General features: G+C 73.5%; 14 protein-coding genes. 11 read left to right on the top strand and 3 right to left on the bottom strand.

The window, feature by feature from the left end:
• Positions 1-267 precede the first annotated feature (267 nt).
• On the bottom strand, positions 268-1,389 hold the full coding sequence (gene serC / locus OG906_RS15750) for a phosphoserine transaminase (RefSeq protein WP_053681038.1): 1,122 nt from the start codon (positions 1,387-1,389) through the stop codon (positions 268-270).
• A gap of 238 nt (positions 1,390-1,627) precedes the next feature.
• On the opposite strand from serC, the gene OG906_RS15745 reads away from it, so the two are divergent.
• Positions 1,628-2,587 carry an EamA family transporter gene (locus tag OG906_RS15745; protein ID WP_329443412.1) on the top strand — a complete coding sequence of 320 codons (960 nt, stop codon included), beginning with the start codon at positions 1,628-1,630 and terminating at the stop codon, positions 2,585-2,587.
• A gap of 114 nt (positions 2,588-2,701) precedes the next feature.
• On the opposite strand, the gene OG906_RS15740 is transcribed toward OG906_RS15745, so the two are convergent.
• Positions 2,702-4,324, bottom strand: a complete 1,623-nt coding sequence (locus OG906_RS15740) for an alpha/beta fold hydrolase (protein ID WP_329443411.1) — start codon at positions 4,322-4,324, stop codon at positions 2,702-2,704.
• Positions 4,325-4,642: 318 nt separating this feature from the next.
• Here OG906_RS15740 and OG906_RS15735 point away from each other — a divergent pair, with 318 nt between their 5' ends.
• The 7 genes from OG906_RS15735 (at position 4,643) to OG906_RS15705 (ending at position 13,322) form a co-directional block, all read left to right on the top strand.
• Positions 4,643-5,443 (top strand): TIGR03084 family metal-binding protein, encoded by an 801-nt coding sequence (locus OG906_RS15735; RefSeq protein ID WP_329443409.1) that lies wholly within the window; start codon positions 4,643-4,645, stop codon positions 5,441-5,443.
• Positions 5,440-7,212, top strand: a complete 1,773-nt coding sequence (locus tag OG906_RS15730; RefSeq protein WP_329443407.1) for an acyclic terpene utilization AtuA family protein — start codon at positions 5,440-5,442, stop codon at positions 7,210-7,212. The genes OG906_RS15735 and OG906_RS15730 overlap by 4 nt, the downstream gene beginning before the upstream one ends.
• Entirely contained in the window at positions 7,209-8,807 is a 1,599-nt protein-coding gene (locus OG906_RS15725; protein ID WP_267827610.1) for an acyl-CoA carboxylase subunit beta, read from the top strand. The genes OG906_RS15730 and OG906_RS15725 overlap by 4 nt, the downstream gene beginning before the upstream one ends.
• A gap of 8 nt (positions 8,808-8,815) precedes the next feature.
• The gene (locus OG906_RS15720; RefSeq protein WP_329443403.1) at positions 8,816-10,768 is read left to right on the top strand and encodes an ATP-binding protein; all 1,953 of its coding nucleotides are present in this window, start codon (positions 8,816-8,818) and stop codon (positions 10,766-10,768) included.
• Positions 10,765-11,925 (top strand): acyl-CoA dehydrogenase family protein, encoded by a 1,161-nt coding sequence (locus OG906_RS15715; protein ID WP_329443401.1) that lies wholly within the window; start codon positions 10,765-10,767, stop codon positions 11,923-11,925. The genes OG906_RS15720 and OG906_RS15715 overlap by 4 nt, the downstream gene beginning before the upstream one ends.
• Positions 11,926-12,000: 75 nt before the next feature.
• Positions 12,001-12,747 carry an enoyl-CoA hydratase family protein gene (locus OG906_RS15710; RefSeq protein WP_329443399.1) on the top strand — a complete coding sequence of 249 codons (747 nt, stop codon included), beginning with the start codon at positions 12,001-12,003 and terminating at the stop codon, positions 12,745-12,747.
• A complete protein-coding gene (locus OG906_RS15705; RefSeq protein ID WP_267799060.1) occupies positions 12,735-13,322 on the top strand; it encodes a TetR/AcrR family transcriptional regulator in 588 nt (195 codons plus the stop codon). The genes OG906_RS15710 and OG906_RS15705 overlap by 13 nt, the downstream gene beginning before the upstream one ends.
• A gap of 71 nt (positions 13,323-13,393) precedes the next feature.
• On the opposite strand, the gene OG906_RS15700 is transcribed toward OG906_RS15705, so the two are convergent.
• Complete coding sequence (locus OG906_RS15700; protein WP_267827615.1) at positions 13,394-14,500, bottom strand: citrate synthase 2; 1,107 nt, start codon at positions 14,498-14,500, stop codon at positions 13,394-13,396.
• A gap of 239 nt (positions 14,501-14,739) precedes the next feature.
• Between OG906_RS15700 and pdxH the strand changes: the two genes are divergently transcribed.
• The 3 genes from pdxH to OG906_RS15685 all read left to right on the top strand — a co-directional run bounded on the left by pdxH (position 14,740) and on the right by OG906_RS15685 (position 17,842).
• Complete coding sequence (gene pdxH / locus OG906_RS15695) at positions 14,740-15,402, top strand: pyridoxamine 5'-phosphate oxidase (RefSeq protein ID WP_267799058.1); 663 nt, start codon at positions 14,740-14,742, stop codon at positions 15,400-15,402.
• Positions 15,403-15,790: 388 nt separating this feature from the next.
• On the top strand, positions 15,791-16,390 hold the full coding sequence (locus tag OG906_RS15690) for a PH domain-containing protein (protein WP_329443395.1): 600 nt from the start codon (positions 15,791-15,793) through the stop codon (positions 16,388-16,390).
• A gap of 117 nt (positions 16,391-16,507) precedes the next feature.
• On the top strand, positions 16,508-17,842 hold the full coding sequence (locus tag OG906_RS15685) for a PAS domain-containing protein (RefSeq protein ID WP_385640111.1): 1,335 nt from the start codon (positions 16,508-16,510) through the stop codon (positions 17,840-17,842).
• Positions 17,843-17,889: the final 47 nt, after the last annotated feature.

Genomic DNA, 17,889 nt, shown 5'->3' with positions numbered 1-17,889 from the left:
TCGTTCCCGGCACATCAGACATGAGGGACATCCGGGGCGCTTTGGTTGCAGGGGTGGTGCGGGCCCCGAGGGGGCCCGGCCGAAGGTCCCCCGGTGTGAAACCGCAGGCCGCGGCGGCCTGCGGGACGCTCCGTTTGCGGGCTCTTTGCCCCGATTTTTGGGACCAAGGTCCCGGCGCGGAAGCCGCTGCGGGAACCCGCGAACGCCGAGGCCCCCGGCGACGCGAACGTCACCGGGGGCCTCGGGGAGAACGGGGCAGGGAACGGATCAGAGCTTCTCGATCACGTGGTCGATGCACGCGGTCAGCGCCTGCACGTCCGCCGGGTCGATCGCCGGGAACATCGCGACCCGCAGCTGGTTGCGACCGAGCTTGCGGTACGGCTCGGTGTCCACGATGCCGTTGGCGCGCAGCACCTTGGCGACCGCCGCCGCGTCGATGTCGTCGGAGAAGTCGATCGTGCCGATGACCGCGGACCGCTTGTCGGCGTCCGTGACGAACGGGTTCGCGTACTTCGACGCCTCCGCCCAGCCGTAGAGGTTGCGCGCGCTGGCCGCCGTGCGACCGGTCGTGAACTCCAGGCCGCCCTGGCTGTTCATCCACTCCAGCTGCTGGTCCAGCAGGAAGAGCGTGGACAGCGCCGGGGTGTTGTACGTCTGGTTCTTCAGCGAGTTGTCGATCGCCGTCGGCAGCGAGAAGAACTCCGGGATGTGCCGGCTGCCGGACGCGTGCACGCGCGCCGCGCGCTCCAGCGCCGCCGGTGAGAACGCCGCCAGCCACAGGCCGCCGTCCGAGGCGAAGGACTTCTGCGGGGCGAAGTAGTAGACGTCGGTCTCGGTGATGTCCACCGGCAGACCGCCGGCGCCCGAGGTCGCGTCCACCAGGACGAGCGAACCGGCGTCGGCTCCCGCGACCCGCTTGATCGGCGCCGCGACGCCCGTCGAGGTCTCGTTGTGGGTGTACGCGTACACGTCCACGCCGGCCTCGGCGACCGGCTCGGGGTGCGTGCCCGGCTCCGAGGAGATCACGGACGGCGCGTCCAGCCACGGCGCGAGCTTCGCGGCGGTGGCGAACTTGGAGGAGAACTCACCGAAGGTGAGGTGCTGGGACTTCTTCTCGATGAGCCCGGCGGTCGCGATGTCCCAGAAGGCGGTGGAGCCGCCGTTGCCCAGGATCACCTCGTAGCCCTCGGGGAGGGAGAAGAGGTCCCGGAGTCCCTGACGCACCGAGCCGACCAGGTTCTTGACCGGGGCCTGGCGGTGGGAGGTTCCGAGCAGGGAGGTACCGGTGGCGGCCAGGGCGTCGAGCGCCTCGGTCCGCACCTTGGAGGGGCCCGCGCCGAAGCGTCCGTCGGCGGGCTTGATGTCAGCGGGAATCTGGATCTCAGCCACGAGCGGAGCGTATCGGGTCCCGGACACCGTCTCGGAGCCGCGTCCATTCGGTGAGACGCGGTGTCCCGGAGGGCGGGTGCGCGATCCGGCGTCCGGCGCGGACGGTGTCCGGAGCGGCCGCGGGGCCCGTCACCTCGGGGAACGCGCGGCCGGGGCCTTCGGCGGGGGGTGTGGTGGTGTGGCCAATGTAAGGCGGAGCACGGCTTGCCACCCGTTACAGACGGCTTAGCCTGGGGAGATGACCGCGTCCACTCCTCCCGTGTCCCCACGCGCCTCCCGACCCGCGACCGCGCCCGCCCCGAACCCCGCCGAGGCGGCCGCGTCCGGTGGTGCCCGCGCCCGTTTCGGACCGGTCGCGCTGGTGGTCTCGGCCGGGGTCTCCGTCCAGTTCGGCGCGGCCCTCGCGGTCATGATCATGCCGAGGGCCGGTGCGGCGGGCGTGGTCACGCTCCGGCTGGCGGCCGCGGCGCTGGTCCTGCTGGTCCTGTGCCGCCCCAAGGTGCGCGGGTACAAGCGCGCCGACTGGACCACCGTCCTGTGGTTCGGCGTGACCATGGCCGGCATGAACGGCCTCTTCTACCAGGCCATCGACCGCATCCCGCTCGGCCCGGCCGTGACCCTGGAGGTCCTCGGCCCGCTCGCCCTCTCGGTGGTCGTCTCCCGCCGCCTGGTCAACGTCCTGTGGGCCGGCCTGGCCCTGGCGGGGGTCGTGCTCCTCGCCGGCCACGGGGGCGGCGGCTTCGGCGGGCTCGATCCGCTGGGCGCCGCGTTCGCGCTCGGAGCCGGCGCGATGTGGGCGGCGTACATCGTGTTCAGCGCGCGTACGGGGCGTCGGTTCCCGCAGGCGGACGGCCTGGCCCTGGCCATGGCGGTCGCCGCGGTCCTCTGCCTGCCCCTGGGCATCGTCGAGGCGGGCTCCGACCTCCTGGTCCCGAGCACGCTGGCGCTCGGTCTGGGCGTCGCGGTGATGTCCTCGGTGCTGCCCTACACCCTGGAACTGCTGGCCCTGCGCAAGCTGCCCGCCCCCACCTTCGCGATCCTGATGAGCCTGGAACCGGCGATCGCCGCGACGGCCGGCTTCCTGGTGCTGCACCAGGCGCTGTCCGCCCTGGACGCCCTCGCCATCGCCCTGGTGATCGCGGCGAGCATGGGCGCGGTCCGCTCCCAGATCGGCAAGCGGGCCCTGATGACCTCCTGAGCCGTCTCCCCTTTCCCGGGACGCCCGGGACGCCTCCCGCCCCGCCGCCCCACGAGAGGGCGGCGGGGCGGTTCCGTGCCCGCGGGGAGGCGGACGGTCTCGCGCCGCTCCGGCTCAGCCGAGCGGCAGGTCCAGGAAGGACGGGGTGGCCTCCGGGGAGGTGAAGGCCAGCGTGGCGCGCGGCAGGTTGGCGTCGCCGTAGAAGGGGTCGCGGCCGTCGATCACCAGCAGCAGCCGGTGCCCGCGCGGGACGTCGTACGCCGTCGCCTGGAGTTCGATGTCCGCGCGGATCAGGCTGTCCGGGGCCGAGTCGAGGTCGCTGAACGGGGCGTGGGTGACGAGGTGCGCGCTCCCGTCGGGCGCCGTGTCGAACAGGTACGCCACGAAGGTGGACCCGGGGTTCGCCGCCCGGTACGTCACCCGCAGGCGGGGCGTGCCCCGCAGCCGTGCGGTCTCCTCCTCGGGCGGCGCCGCCCAGACGGCCGCCACGCCACGGTCGATGGCACCGGTCGGGTAGACCTTCGGCCGGCCCGCCATCTCCGCGTGGCCGGCCGTCACGATCGCGTCGGCGACGATCGCCGGGGTGTCCACCCCGCACACCACGCCCGCCGTCCAGCCGGCCTCGGGCTTGTGCGCCAGCTCGCCGCCGCCCGTCAGGTGCACGCGCCGGGTCCGCTCGGTGACGGCGGACCAGCCGGCGCGCGGCTCCAGACCCTTGCCCCACATCACCTCGCTGACCACCTGGGCCTGGTCGGCGACGCCGTTGTCGATGCCCCTCAGGTGGTGGTCGAACCAGCGGTGGGCGTCCGTCCAGATCCGGTTCGGCAGGCCGAGCATGCCGGACGTCTCGGGCCCGGAGTGGTCCCCGATGGAGAGGTCGAGGCGCTTGGGGCCGGTCAGTTCGTTGAACATCCGCACGGTCTGGTTGCCCGGGAAGAGCGTCTCGTGCCAGGCCTGCGCGAAGAGGATCGGGACCTGGCGCCGGTTGAGCTCCTTGACGTGGGTGAGGGGCGAGCGCTGCTCCGCCCACCGCAGGGTCCCCTCGATGTCGCGGTCGGCCAGCACGTTCTCGAAGACGCTCCGTGTCCGGGGGCTCAGTCGGGCCTTCGAGGCGGCGCCCAGCAGGGCCTTCACGGCGGCGACGTGGCGGGTCGAGTTCTCGAGGAAGGCCTCCCCGAGGTCGCCCCAGGTGCTGAGCGCGACGACCGCGTCCACGTGGGTGTCGTGCGCGGCGACGAGCTGGCTGATGCCGGAGCCGTAGGAGTCCCCGAGGAACCCGATTCTGGTGATCGGCCCGGCGGTCCGCTCGACGATGTGGTCCAGGGCGCGACTGCCGTCCGCGACGTCGAGCGGCCCCGCCACGTCGACCTGTCCCTCGGAGCCGGCGAAGCCGCGGGCGGTGTAGGCGAGGACGTTGTAGCCGCGTGCCGCGAAGAGCGCGCCCTGGACGGCGTACGTGAGCCAGCCCAGGTTCGTCCACGGCGAGGGCATCACGATCACCGGCCGGGGGTCCGACCCGGTGTGCCGCCAGAGCGCGGCGTCGAGCAGGTCCCCGTCGGCGCCGGTCACCTTGCCGCGGCTGAACACGGCGACGGAGCGGACCTCCTCGACGTCGGCGGCGCGGGCGGGGGACAGGCCGTGGAGGTCGCCGGTTTCGAGGGCGGTGACGAAGGCGTGCAGGGCGTTCGCGTCGAGTTCGGGGTAGAGGGAGAAGTCGGCTGAGTTCACGTACGTCACGTCGGTTCATCCTCTTCGTCGAGTGCGATGACATGAACGGATGCGCGCTCTGGGCCCGGAGCGAAGCACTCAGTATCGGCGCGACGACGGAGCGTTGCGCCGCGTTCCCGGCGTACGGCCGGATTCGTCCCCGAGGGGTGCGCCACACCCGCCCGTCGCCTCCCTCGCCGGACCGGTCGGGGATCAAACACATTGCCGTTCAGGCGAGTTGGGCGGGCCGGCGGGAACGCGACAGTCCGCGAGAAAATCATGCAAGCGTGCTTGATTGTTTTGTGGACCCCTGCCAGGCTTCCCCCACGCCGAGAAGGGGAGCGCACCGTGCCCGATCCGTCCGCCGTCGCCGTCTTCGCCGATCTCCGAGAGGAGAATCGGGACCTCGATTCCCTGGTCGGGGAGCTGCCCGAGCCCGGTTGGGCGAAGGCCACCCCCGCGAGCGGCTGGACCGTCGCCCACCAGATCGCCCACCTGTACTGGACCGACCGCGTCGCGCTGCTGTCCCTCACCGACCCGGCCGGCTTCGGGCGGATGATCGAGGAGGCCCTCGCCGCCCCCGACTCCTTCGTGGACGAGGGCGCCGCCGAGGGGGCCGCGCTGCCGCCCGCCGAACTGCTCGCCCGCTGGCGGACCACCCGCACCGCCCTCGACGAGGCGCTCGCCGCGGCCTCGCCCGACACCCGCTTCCCCTGGTACGGGCCGCCCATGAAGGCCGCCTCCATGGCGAGCGCCCGCCTGATGGAGACCTGGGCCCACGGGCAGGACGTCGCCGACGCCCTCGGCGTCCGCCGGACCCCGACGGCCCGGCTGCGGCACGTCGCGCGGATCGGGATCCGGGCGCGCGACTACGCGTACGCGGTCCGGGGCCTGCCGGCGCCCGAGGAGGAGTTCCGGGTGGAACTCACCGCCCCCGACGGGGCGCAGCCCTGGACGTACGGGCCCGCCGACGCCCCCCAGCGGATCACCGGATCCGCGCTCGACTTCTGCCTGTTGGTGACCCAGCGGGTGCACCGCGCGGACACCGACCTGACGGCGACCGGCCCGGACGCCGACCGTTGGCTGGACATCGCCCAGGCCTTCGCGGGCCCGGCGGGCCCGGGCCGGACGCCGGAGGGCTCCCGATGACCCGGCGCCCGCTGCGCGTCGGCAACGCCTCGGGCTTCTACGGGGACCGGTTCGGCGCCGTGCGCGAGATGCTCACCGGCGGTCCGCTCGACGTGCTGACCGGGGACTACCTCGCCGAACTCACCATGCTGATCCTGGGCCGCGACCGCCTGAAGAACCCCGACCTCGGCTACGCCAAGACCTTCCTGAGCCAGTTGGAGGAGAACCTCGCCCTCGCGCACGAGCGGGGCGTACGGATCGTCGCGAACGCCGGCGGCCTGAACCCGGCGGGACTCGCCGAAGCGCTGCGGGAGTTGGCGGCCAAGCTGGGCGTGCCCGTCTCGGTGGCGCACGTCGAGGGCGACGACCTGATGCCCTTCTCCGAGGGCGCGCTGACGGCCAACGCCTACCTCGGCGGCGCCGGGATCACCGCCTGCCTGCGGGCGGGCGCGGACGTGGTGGTCACGGGCCGGGTCACCGACGCGGCGCTGGTCAGCGGGTCGGCGGCCTGGTGGTTCGACTGGGCACCGGACGCGTACGACCGGTTGGCGGGGGCGGTCGTCGCCGGCCACGTCCTGGAGTGCGGCACCCAGGCGACCGGCGGCAACTACGCCTTCTTCACCCGGCACGACGTCCGCACCCCCGGCTTCCCGCTCGCGGAGATCGCCGAGGACGGATCCTCCGTCGTCACCAAACACCCGGGCACGGGCGGGGTGATCACCGTCGGCACCGTCACCGCCCAACTCCTCTACGAGACACAGGGCGTCCGCTACCTCGGGCCGGACGTGACGGCCCGCCTCGACACCGTCCGCCTCGCCCCGGCCGGCCCGGACCGGGTCGCGATCTCCGGCGTGCTCGGCGAGGCCCCGCCCGACACCCTCAAGGTGGGCGTGACCCGGATCGGGGGCTGGCGCAACGAGGTGGTCTTCGTCCTCACCGGCCTCGACGTCGACGCCAAGGCCGACCTGGTCAAGACGCAACTCGCGCAGGCCCTTTCGGGAGTGGCCACCGTAACGTGGACCCTGGCTCGCACGGACCATCCCGACCCGGACACGGAGGAGACCGCGAGCGCCCTGCTCCGCCTGGTCGTCCGCGACCCGTCCCCGGACCGGGTCGGGCGGGGCCTGACCGCCGCCGCGATCGAACTCGCCCTGGGCAGCTACCCGGGCTTCCACGTGACGGCCCCTCCGGGCCCGGCCCAGCCGTACGGGGTCTTCACCTCGTCCCTGGTCCCGGCCACGACGGTCCCCCACGTGGCGGTCCTCCCCGACACCACCCGCCACCCGATCCCACCGGTCCCGATCCCACCCGTTCCGACGCCGCCCGTCCCGGCCCCGCCGGCGTTCGAGGCGCGGGGGTCCGGGCGCGGAGCCCCCGAAGAGTCCCGGGGCGCGGCCCCGGTTCCGGGAACGGGCCCTGCGGCGGCCACCACCCGCGCCCCGCTCGGCGCCCTGTGCGGCGCCCGCAGCGGCGACAAGGGCGGCGACGCCAACATCGGCGTCTGGGCCGAGAGCGACGCCGCCTGGCAGTGGCTCCGCGCGACCCTCACGGTCGACGCCCTCATCACCCTGCTCCCCGAGACCTCGGGTCTGCCCGTCGCCCGTCACGAACTCCCGCACCTGCGGGCCCTCAACTTCACCGTCGCCGGCATCCTCGGCGCCGGCGTCGCCTCGGGCCACCGCTTCGACCCGCAGGCCAAGGCCCTCGGCGAATGGCTGCGCGCCCGCCACCTCGACATCCCGACGCACCTCCTGTCGTCCGACCCCGCCCCGGAGGGGACCCGCCCATGACCCGCCTCGGCACCACCGTGGATCCGCACGCCCCCGAGCACACGGCCGCCCGTACCGCTGCCCTCGCCCGCCTCGCCGAACTCGACGCCGAGCACCACAAGGCCCTGCTCGGCGGCGGGGAGAAGTACACCGACCGGCACCGGACGCGCGGCAAACTGCCCGCCCGGGAGCGCATCGAGCTGCTCCTCGATCCGGACACCCCGTTCCTGGAACTGTCCCCGCTCGCCGCCTGGGGCAGCGACTATCCGGTCGGCGCCTCGATGATCACCGGTATCGGGACCGTCGAGGGCGTTGAGTGCCTGATCACCGCCAACGACCCGACCGTGCGCGGCGGCGCCAGCAATCCCTGGACGCTCCGCAAGGCCCTGCGGGCCAACGAGATCGCCCGGCAGAACCGCTTGCCCTGCATCAGCCTCGTCGAGTCCGGTGGCGCCGACCTCCCGTCCCAGAAGGAGATCTTCATCCCGGGCGGGGCGATCTTCCGCGACATCACCCGGCTCTCGGCCGAGGGCATCCCGACCGTCGCCGTCGTCTTCGGCAACTCCACCGCCGGAGGCGCGTACGTCCCCGGGATGTCCGACCACACCATCATGATCAAGGACCGTTCGAAGGTGTTCCTCGGCGGTCCGCCGCTGGTCAAGATGGCCACCGGCGAGGAGAGCGACGACGAGTCCCTCGGCGGGGCCGACATGCACGCCCGGACCTCCGGCCTCGCCGACCACTACGCCCTCGACGAGTACGACGCGATCCGCCAGGCCCGCCGGGTCGTGGCCCGCCTCAACCACCGCAAGGCACAGGTCGAGCCGCCGCGCGCCGAGGAGCCCGTCCACGACCCCGAGGAGCTCCTCGGCATCGTCCCGGCCGACCTGAAGACGCCCTTCGACCCCCGCGAGGTCATCGCCCGCATCGTCGACGGCTCCGACTTCGACGAGTTCAAGCCCCTGTACGGCACCAGCCTGGTCACCGGCTGGGCGACCCTGCACGGGTATCCGATCGGCATCCTCGCCAACGCCCAGGGCGTCCTGTTCAGCGCCGAGTCGCAGAAGGCCACCCAGTTCATCCAGCTCGCCAATCAGCGTGACATCCCGCTGCTGTTCCTCCACAACACCACCGGCTACATGGTCGGCAAGGAGTACGAGCAGGGCGGCATCGTCAAGCACGGCTCGATGATGATCAACGCGGTCTCCAACTCCCGTGTCCCGCACCTGTCCGTCCTCGTCGGCGCCAGCTACGGCGCCGGCCACTACGGGATGTGCGGTCGCGCCTTCGAGCCGCGGTTCCTCTTCGCCTGGCCGAGCTCCAAGTCCGCCGTCATGGGCCCCCAGCAGCTCGCCGGGGTGCTGTCGATCGTCTCCCGCCAGTCGGCCGCCGCCAAGGGGCAGCCCTACGACGAGGAGGCCGACGCGGGCATGCGCGCCTTCGTCGAGGCGCAGATCGAGTCCGAGTCCCTGCCGATGTTCCTGTCCGGTCGGCTGTACGACGACGGGGTCATCGATCCGCGCGACACCCGTACCGTCCTCGGCCTGTGCCTGTCGGCCGTCCACAACGCCCCCGTCGAGGGCGCCCGTGGCGGCTTCGGCGTCTTCCGGATGTGAGCCCGCAGATGACCATCACCTCCCTGCTCGTCGCCAACCGGGGCGAGATCGCCGTACGGATCTTCCGTACCGCCCGCGCCCTGGGCCTGGCCACCGTCGCCGTGCACTCCGACCCCGACGCGGACGCCCTGCACGTCCGGTCCGCCGACGCGGCGGTCCGGTTGCCGGGCGCGGCCCCCGCCGACACCTACCTGCGCGGCGATCTGGTCGTCAAGGCCGCCCTCGCGGCGGGCGCCGACGCCGTCCACCCCGGCTACGGATTCCTCTCCGAGAACGCCGACTTCGCCCGCGAGGTACGGGCCGCCGGGCTGACCTGGATCGGCCCGCCGCCCGAGGCCATCGAGGCCATGGCCTCCAAGACCCGGGCCAAGGACCTCATGCGGGCCGCCGGGGTGCCGCTCCTCGAACCCGTCGACCCGGCGCAGGCCGGCCCCGCCGACCTGCCCCTGCTGTTGAAGGCCGCCGCGGGCGGCGGCGGCCGCGGGATGCGCGTCGTACGGGACCTCGACCTGCTCAAGGAGGAGTTGGAGGGCGCCCGCGCCGAGGCCCGGTCGGCCTTCGGGGACGGCGAGGTGTTCGCCGAGCCCTACGTGGAGCGCGGCCGGCACGTCGAGGTGCAGATCCTCGCGGACGCCCACGGCACCGTCTGGGCCCTCGGCACCCGTGACTGCTCCCTGCAACGCCGCCATCAGAAGGTCATCGAGGAGGCCCCGGCCCCGGGGCTCCCGGCGCCGCTGCGCGAGAGCCTGCACCAGGCCGCCGTGGCCGCCGCCCGGGCCGTGTCCTACCAGGGCGCGGGCACCGTCGAGTTCCTCGTCACCGCCGACGGCCGCCCGTACTTCCTGGAGATGAACACCCGCCTCCAGGTGGAACACCCCGTCACCGAGGCCGTCTTCGACCTCGACCTGGTGGCCCTGCAACTGCGCGTCGCCGAAGGCGCGGCCCTGCCGACGGAGCCCCCGGAGGCGGCCGGTCACGCCGTCGAGGCCCGGCTGTACGCCGAGGACCCGGGCCGGGACTGGCGCCCGCAGACCGGCGTCCTGCACACCCTGGCCGTCCCCGGCGCGGTCCGCGTGGACACCGGGTTCACCGACGGGGACACCGTCGGCGTGCACTACGACCCGATGCTCGCCAAGGTGATCGCCCACGCCCCGACCCGCGCCGAGGCCGTACGCGTCCTGGCCCACGCCCTGGCCGGCGCCCGGGTCCACGGCCTGACCACCAACCGCGACCTCCTCGTACGGTCCCTGCGCCACCCCGAGTTCACCGCCGGGCGGCTCGACACCGGCTTCTACGGACGCCACCTCGACGCCCTCACCGCCGAGACCCCCGACGACGCCCCGGCCCTCGCCGCGCTCGCCGCCGCCCTCGCCGACGCCGCGCCGGCGCCCGGAGCCCCGCTCGCCGCCCGCGTCGGCGCCTGGCGCAACGTCGTCTCCCAACCGCAGGCCCGCCGCTACGAGATCGCCGGCGCCCCGTACGAGGTCGGCTACCACCCGGCCCGCAGCGGCCCCCCGGTCCCCGTGGACCACCCCGGCGTCCGCGTCCTGGCCGCCACGCCCGAGCTGGTCACCCTCGAAGTCGACGGGGTCCGACGGGTGTTCCACGTGAAACACAAATCGAACAAGGGGGGTGTGGGGGCCGCCGAGATCTGGGTGGACTCCCCGCTCGGCGCCCACACCCTCACCCGCCTGCCCCGGTTCTCCGACCCCCGGGACCGCACCGAACCGGGCTCCCTGCTCGCCCCCATGCCCGGCACCGTCGTCCGCGTCGCCGAGGGCCTGGCCCCCGGCTCGGCCGTCACCGCCGGACAACCCCTGCTCTGGCTGGAGGCGATGAAGATGGAACACCGCATCGTCGCACCCGCCTCCGGCACGCTCACCGCGCTCCACGCCGCCACCGGCCAACAGGTCGAGTTCGGCGCCCTGCTCGCCGTAGTCCAGGAGGAAACGCCCGCATGAGCACCGTCGTAGAGACCGAAGAACACCAGGCCCTGCGCTCCGCCGTCGCAGCCCTCGGCAAGCGGTACGGCCGCGAGTACCTCGCCCGGGTCGCCCGCGAGGGCGGCCACCCCGACGAACTGTGGGCCGACGCCGCGAAGCTCGGCTACCTCGGCGTCAACCTCCCCGAGGCGTACGGCGGCGGGGGCGGCGGCATCGCCGAACTCTCCATCGTCCTGGAGGAACTCGGCGCCGCCGGCAGCCCGCTGCTGATGATGGTCGTCTCACCCGCCATCTGCGGCACGGTGATCTCCCGCTTCGGCACCGAGGCCCAGAAGCGGACCTGGCTCCCCGGCCTCGCCGACGGCACCCGCACCATGGCCTTCGGCATCACCGAACCCGACGCCGGCTCCAACTCCCACCGCATCACCACCACCGCCCGCCGCGACGGCGACGACTGGGTGTTGAACGGCCGCAAGGTGTTCATCTCCGGCGTGGACATCGCCGACGCCACGCTCATCGTGGGCCGCACCGAGGACGCGCGGACCGGCAGCCTCAAGCCCTGCCTGTTCATCGTCCCGCGCGAGACCCCCGGCTTCTCCCGCTCCCTCATCGACATGGAACTCCAGGCCGCCGAGAAGCAGTGGGAGCTGGTCCTGGACGAGGTGCGGCTGCCCGCCGACGCCCTGGTCGGCGACGAGGACGCCGGACTCCTCCAACTGTTCGCCGGACTCAACCCCGAACGGATCATGACCGCCGCGTTCGCGATCGGCATGGGCCGGTACGCCCTCGCCAAGGCCGTGGACTACGCCAAGACCCGCCGGGTGTGGAAGGAGCCCATCGGGGCCCACCAGGCCATCGCCCACCCGCTGGCCCAGTCCCACATCGAACTGGAACTGGCCCGCCTGATGATGCAGAAGGCCGCCCGGCTCTACGACGCCGGCGACGACATGGGCGCGGGCGAGGCCGCCAACATGGCCAAGTACGCTGCCGCCGAGGCCTGCGTACGGGCGGTGGACCAGTCCGTGCACACCCTGGGCGGCAACGGCCTCACCCGGGAGTACGGCCTGGCCTCCCTGATCACCGCCTCCCGCGTCGCCCGCATAGCCCCCGTCAGCCGGGAGATGATCCTCAACTTCGTCTCCCACCAGACCCTCGGCCTGCCCAAGTCGTACTAGCACCGCACCGGGCGCCGCCCCCCCCACGGGAGGGGGCGGCGCCACGACCGGCACGAGCCCCACCGGAGGAACGGCATGACCCCCCTCGTCGGCGCAGCCCAGGACCGTGGCATCACCACGCTCACGCTCGACTCCCCGGCCAACCGCAACGCGCTCTCCGCGGACCTCGTCGCCGCTCTGCGCGCGGCCCTCGCCGAGGCGGGCGCCGACCCCGCGACCCGGGCCGTCGTCCTCACCCACACCGGCACCACCTTCTGCGCCGGCGCCGACCTGAAGGCCCCGTGCGACCCGGCGGACTTCGTGGCCCTGCTCACCGAGCTGACCACGCTGCCCAAGCCGGTCGTCGCCCGTGTCACCGGTCACGTCCGGGCGGGCGGCCTGGGCCTGCTCGGCGCCTGCGACATCGCGGCGGCCGGGCCGGGCTCCACGTACGCCTTCACCGAGACGCACCTCGGCGTGGTCCCGGCCGTCATCTCGGCGCCGCTGCTGCCGCGCCTGGACCCCCGGGCCGCCTCCCGGTACTTCCTGACCGCCGAGGCGTTCGACGCGGCGGAAGCCGCCCGGATCGGGCTGCTGAGCCTGCACGGCGCGGACGGCGAGGACGTCGACGAGCTGCTCGCCCCCGTGCTCGCGGGACTGCGCAAGGCCGGCCCGGAGGCCCTCGCCGCGACCAAGGAACTGGTCACCGCCCCCGTCCGGGCCGCCCTGGCCCGGGACGGGGCGGCGCTCACCGAGCTGTCCGCCCGCCACTTCGGCTCCGCCGAGGCCCGCGAGGGCATCGGAGCCCGCTTCGAGCGCCGGGATCCCTCGTGGGCACTGTGACCGGACCCAAGCAGGCCCGCAGCCGGGTGACCCGCCGCCATCTCCTGGAGGCCGCCGTCTCCTGCCTGGCCGAGCACGGCTGGGCGGGTTCCACCGTCGCGGTCGTCGCCGAGCGCGCGGGCGTCTCGCGGGGCGCGGCCCAGCACCACTTCCCGACCCGCGAGGACCTGTTCACGGCCGCCGTCGAGTACGTGGCCGAGGAGCGCTCCACCGCCGTACGGACCCTCTTCCAGGCCGGCCCGGCGGCCCGGCCCGTGGTGGTCGAGGCGCTGGTGGACATGTATACCGGCACGCTCTTCCGGGCCGCGCTCCAACTGTGGGTCGCCGCCTCCAACGAGGAACAGTTGCGCCCCCGGGTGACCGAGCTCGAAGCCCGGGTCGGCCGCGAGACCCACCGCATCGCCGTCGAGCTGCTGGGCGCGGACGAGTCGGTACCGGGCGTCCGGGAGACCGTGCAGGGGCTCCTGGACATGGCGCGCGGCCTCGGGCTGGCGAACGTGCTGACGGACGACACGGCCCGCCGGGCCCGCGTCGTCGCCCAGTGGGCCCGGATCCTGGACTCCGCGCTGGCCTGACACGGCCGCGGCGACGGCACCGCACCCCGTCCTGGGTGCGGTGCCGTCGACTTGTACGTGGCCCTGCGGCGTCAGGCCGTCTCGGCCATGTCCGCGTAGCCGGCGATCTCGCGCGGGTTGCGCACGCCGGGACCGGTGTAGCGGGCCGACGGACGCACGAGGCGACCCGTGCGCTTCTGCTCCAGGATGTGCGCCGACCAGCCGGCCGTGCGGGCGCAGGTGAACATCGAGGTGAACATGTGCGCCGGCACCTCCGCGAAGTCCAGCATGATCGCGGCCCAGAACTCCACGTTCGTCGCGAGCACCCGGTCGGGACGGCGCGCGTGCAGCTCCTCCAGCGCGGCCTTCTCCAGCGCGGCGGCCACCTCGTAGCGCGGGGCGTCCAGCTCCTTGGCGGTGCGCCGCAGCACGCGGGCACGCGGGTCCTCGGCACGGTAGACGCGGTGCCCGAAGCCCATCAGGCGCTCGCCCTTGTCGAGGGCCTTCTTCACGTACGCCACGGCGTCGCCGGTGCGCTCGATCTCCTCGATCATGCCGAGGACGCGCGAGGGCGCCCCGCCGTGCAGCGGGCCCGACATGGCGCCGACCGCGCCCGACAGGGCCGCCGCGACGTCGGCGCCGGTGGAGGCGATGACGCGCGCGGTGAAGGTGGAGGCGTTCATGCCGTGCTCGGCGGCCGAGGTCCAGTACGCGTCGACGGCCTTGACGTGCCGCGGGTCCGGCTCGCCCCGCCAGCGGATCATGAACCGTTCGACGACGGACCCGGCCTTGTCGATCTCACTCTGCGGGACCATCGGCAGGCCCTGTCCGCGGGCGGACTGGGCGACGTAGGACAGTGCCATCACGGCCGCGCGCGCCAGGTCGTCGCGGGCGGTGCGCTCGTCGATGTCGAGGAGCGGTTTCAGACCCCACACGGGGGCGAGCATGGCGAGCGCGGACTGCACGTCGACACGGATGTCACCGGAGTGGACCGGGATCGGGAACGGTTCGGCGGCCGGCAGGCCGGGGTTGAAGGCACCGTCGACCAGCAGGCCCCAGACGTTCCCGAAGGAGACGTGGCCGACCAGGTCTTCGATGTCCACCCCCCGGTAGCGGAGCGATCCGCCCTCCTTGTCGGGCTCGGCGATCTCCGTCTCGAACGCGACGACCCCTTCGAGCCCGGGTACGAAGTCGGACATCAGGCGGCTCCTCAGATAGTGCGAACACGCGCGGCTCCCGGCGTGATTCGCGGTCCGGCGCGGTCATCCCCGTTGATGCCCGGAACGGTCGCGGGTCACCCTCGCGGGGACCCTCGGACCGGCCCCAAGATTTTGTCCGTTCCGCTTGTCGTTCGGAAGCGTGACATACGGCACACCTCCGCCGGGAGAACGCCTCCCGCCGGCCGGCGGGGGAGCCGGCGGGGGAGTACTGCGGCAGGATGGCCGGCGTGACCGATCAGGACCTTGACCCCGCCGCCATGCGCAAGCAGTACCGCTCGCAGCTCGTCGACGTGGACAGCCTCGCCGACGACCCGATGGCGCAGTTCTCCCTGTGGTTCCAGGAGGCCGCCGACGCGAACCTCTTCGAACCCAACGCGATGGTCGTCTCCACGGCCACCCCCGACGGACGGCCCAGCTCGCGCACGGTGCTGCTGAAGCAGTTCGACGAGCGGGGCTTCGTCTTCTTCACCAACCACGGCTCCCGCAAGGGCCGCGAGCTCGACGCGAACCCGTACGCCTCGCTGCTGTTCCCCTGGCACCCGATCGCCCGCCAGGTGATCGTGACCGGCACGGCCGCGCGCATCGGGCGGGACGAGACGGCCGCGTACTTCCGTTCCCGCCCGCACGGCTCCCAGCTGGGCGCCTGGGCGAGCGAGCAGTCCCGCGTCATCGGCTCCCGCGCCGAGCTGGACCGGCGGTACGCGGAGCTGGCGGAGCGCTATCCGGAGGGGGAGCAGGTCCCGGTGCCGCCGGAGTGGGGCGGTCTGCGGGTGGTCCCGGACGCGGTGGAGTTCTGGCAGGGCCACGAGAACCGGCTGCACGACCGGCTGCGCTACGTCCGCGAGGGCGGGAAGTGGCGGGTCGAGCGGCTCTGCCCGTAGCCGCGACCGTGTCCGTGAGCCGCCGGGCGGTCGGCGGAGGGGGCGAGAACGCAGGCGACCCGCGGGCTCTGGTTCCTCTCCTGCAGTGAGAGGAGCCGGCCGGACGTACCGGCGAGCCCGCGGGTCGGGTGACTGCTTGGGATTGGCGCCTGGCGTTCCCGCCGGGCACCGCACTGGGTGCGTGCGACGACGGGCGCTTTAGCCCGCAGCCACCTCACGCGTCCGGTTTCCGTACATTTCGGGAACCACCTCCCTTCTCGTGTACCGCAGAGCCTACGACCCCTCCCCGGGTCCCTCAACTTATTAATTCGGGCCCCACAACTCCCCTTACCGAGGCTGGAGTTGCTCCCTACACTGGCGTCCCGCGCGGGGAAACGGGGAGGGTGTCATGAGCGCACGGCTGCCGCGGGAGTACCGGATCCGCTCGGAGCAGATGGCAGGCGTCTACGTCGCCGTCGGCATCGGCACGCCGGGCGTGCTGCTGACCGTGCTGAACATGGAGGACACCCCGGTGTGGGTGAAGTCCCTGGTCGTGGCCCTGGTGCTGGCCTTCTTCGGCTGGCTGGTCGTGGCCGCGAAACGCTGTTCCACCTCCGCCGACCTCAAGGGCATCCGGGTCCGCCGCTTCACCGGGACCCGCAGGCTGGCCTGGGAGGACGTCCAGGACATCCGCGCCGCCCCGAACCCGAGCGCGCACACCGCGAAGAACCAGCCGACGGTCGTCTCGTACGCCTACGACGACGCCGGCCGCCGCGTCCAGCTGATGTACGTGGACGACAACCACGTCGACGTCGCCCGCGAGGTCGACGCCCTGCGCGCCGCCTGGGAGGAGCTGCGCGGCCCGGACTGGGCGCAGGACCCGGAGGCGGTGCGCCGCATCGCGCGGCACGACGTCCGCGACCGGCGCGTGCGGCAGACCTACCTGTGGACCGTCATGATCATCGTGGTGGGCTTCGTGGTCGCCATGGTGTCGCTGTTCGCCGGCTGAGCGGCCCGCCTCCCGGGTACATACCGGGATGATTCCGGGAAGCGGGTGTGGGCTGCGTCACGTTCCAGTTGAATGATCCGACGTGCCGCACACGCGAACACCTGCAGGGGGTGCCAGGTGAGTGCTTCCGGACGTAACGAGACCACCGACGATCTGCTCGCAGCGCTGCTGGACGGGATGGACGCCGCGCTGTGCGCGTTCGACTCCGACGGCGTGATCACCCACTGGAACCGTGAGGCCGAGCGGATCCTCGGCTGGTCCGCCGCCGAGGCGGTGGGCCGGCGCGGGTTCGCGGGCTGGGCGGTGCGCGCCGCCGACGCGCACGACGTGGAGGACCGGATCATGTCCGCCCAGGACGCGCCGGGACGGCAGGTGAACGAGTTCGCGCTGCTGACCAAGGACGGCGGCCGGGTCCTCGTCCGCACCCAGTCCGCCGGCGTCCCGGGCGCGGACGGCAAACCCGCCGGCGTCTACTGCGCGTTCAGCGAGGTCCACGCCCAGATCGACCTGGAGCGTTCCATCGCCCTCAGCGAGGCCCTGATGGAGGACGCCTCCTGGGGCGTCGTCCTGGTGGACGTGGACCTGCGCCCGGCCGTCGTGAACACCCACGCCGCCCGCGCGTTCGGCTCCGGTCGCACCGCGCTCCTCGGCCGGCCGCTCGGCGAACTGCTGACCCAGGGCGTCGAGGAACTGGAGGGCGCCCTCCAGCACGTGCTGGCGGAGGGGGCGCCGCCGTCCCCCGTCGAGCTGTGGGTGTCGGTCCGCACTCCCGAGGGGGTGCGGCGCCGCTGTTGGCGCTGCGGGTTCCTGCGCCTGGCCTCGCCGCTCGCGGAGGAGCCGGTGCCGCTCGGGGTGGGTTGGCTGTTCCAGGACGTCACCGAGGCCCGACGGGCCGCGCTCGACACCGGACAGTCGCGGTTCCGGTCCAACCAGCTGTACCGGGCCGGGCGGGCCGCCGCCGAATGCGAGGACCCCGCCGAGGCCGCGGCGGTACGCCTGGACTTCGCCCTCGCCGGCTTCGCGGAACACGCCCTGGTCGACGTGCTCGAAGAGACGGGCGCGGACCCCGGACGCCGCCGCAGACTCGTCCGGGCGGCGGCGTCGGCGTCCGGCCAGACCCTGCTGCTGCCGGGGCCCGGCGCGATCCCCCTGCGGTACGTGCCCATGCACCCGGCGCTCCAGGCCCTGGACCGGATCGGCCCGGTACGGACCAGCGCCCCCGGCGGCGAGCCGGTCGACGGCTGGGCCCGGGCGCGCCACTGGCCCGAGGACGCGGCGCACGCGCTGTGCACCGTACTGCGCAGCCGGGGCCGCACCCTGGGCGCGCTGACCTTCCTGCGCGGCGTCTCGCGGGCCGCCTTCGAGCGGGCGGACGCGCTCTACGCGGAGGAGGTCGCCGCCCGGGTGGCCGCGGACCTCGACCTGGCGGGCCGGGCCCGCGACCGCCAGTGAGGGCTCCGACGCCGGGCCGCTCGCGCCCTGCGTGGCGGACGGCGCCG

The sequence above is a fragment of the Streptomyces sp. NBC_01426 genome, from assembly GCF_036231985.1.
Lineage (GTDB): Bacteria > Actinomycetota > Actinomycetes > Streptomycetales > Streptomycetaceae > Streptomyces.
Note: the sequence above shows the minus strand (reverse complement) of the source record. Positions and strands in the feature narration are given on the sequence as shown.

Coding starts and splice junctions, on each gene's coding strand:
- OG906_RS15745 (WP_329443412.1), top strand. CDS start 1,628: ATGACCGCGTCCACTCCTCCCGTGTCCCCACGCGCCTCCCGACCCGCG.
- OG906_RS15730 (WP_329443407.1), top strand. CDS start 5,440: ATGACCCGGCGCCCGCTGCGCGTCGGCAACGCCTCGGGCTTCTACGGG.
- OG906_RS15725 (WP_267827610.1), top strand. CDS start 7,209: ATGACCCGCCTCGGCACCACCGTGGATCCGCACGCCCCCGAGCACACG.
- OG906_RS15720 (WP_329443403.1), top strand. CDS start 8,816: ATGACCATCACCTCCCTGCTCGTCGCCAACCGGGGCGAGATCGCCGTA.
- OG906_RS15715 (WP_329443401.1), top strand. CDS start 10,765: ATGAGCACCGTCGTAGAGACCGAAGAACACCAGGCCCTGCGCTCCGCC.
- OG906_RS15710 (WP_329443399.1), top strand. CDS start 12,001: ATGACCCCCCTCGTCGGCGCAGCCCAGGACCGTGGCATCACCACGCTC.
- OG906_RS15700 (WP_267827615.1), bottom strand. CDS start 14,500: ATGTCCGACTTCGTACCCGGGCTCGAAGGGGTCGTCGCGTTCGAGACG.
- pdxH (WP_267799058.1), top strand. CDS start 14,740: ATGGCCGGCGTGACCGATCAGGACCTTGACCCCGCCGCCATGCGCAAG.
- OG906_RS15690 (WP_329443395.1), top strand. CDS start 15,791: ATGAGCGCACGGCTGCCGCGGGAGTACCGGATCCGCTCGGAGCAGATG.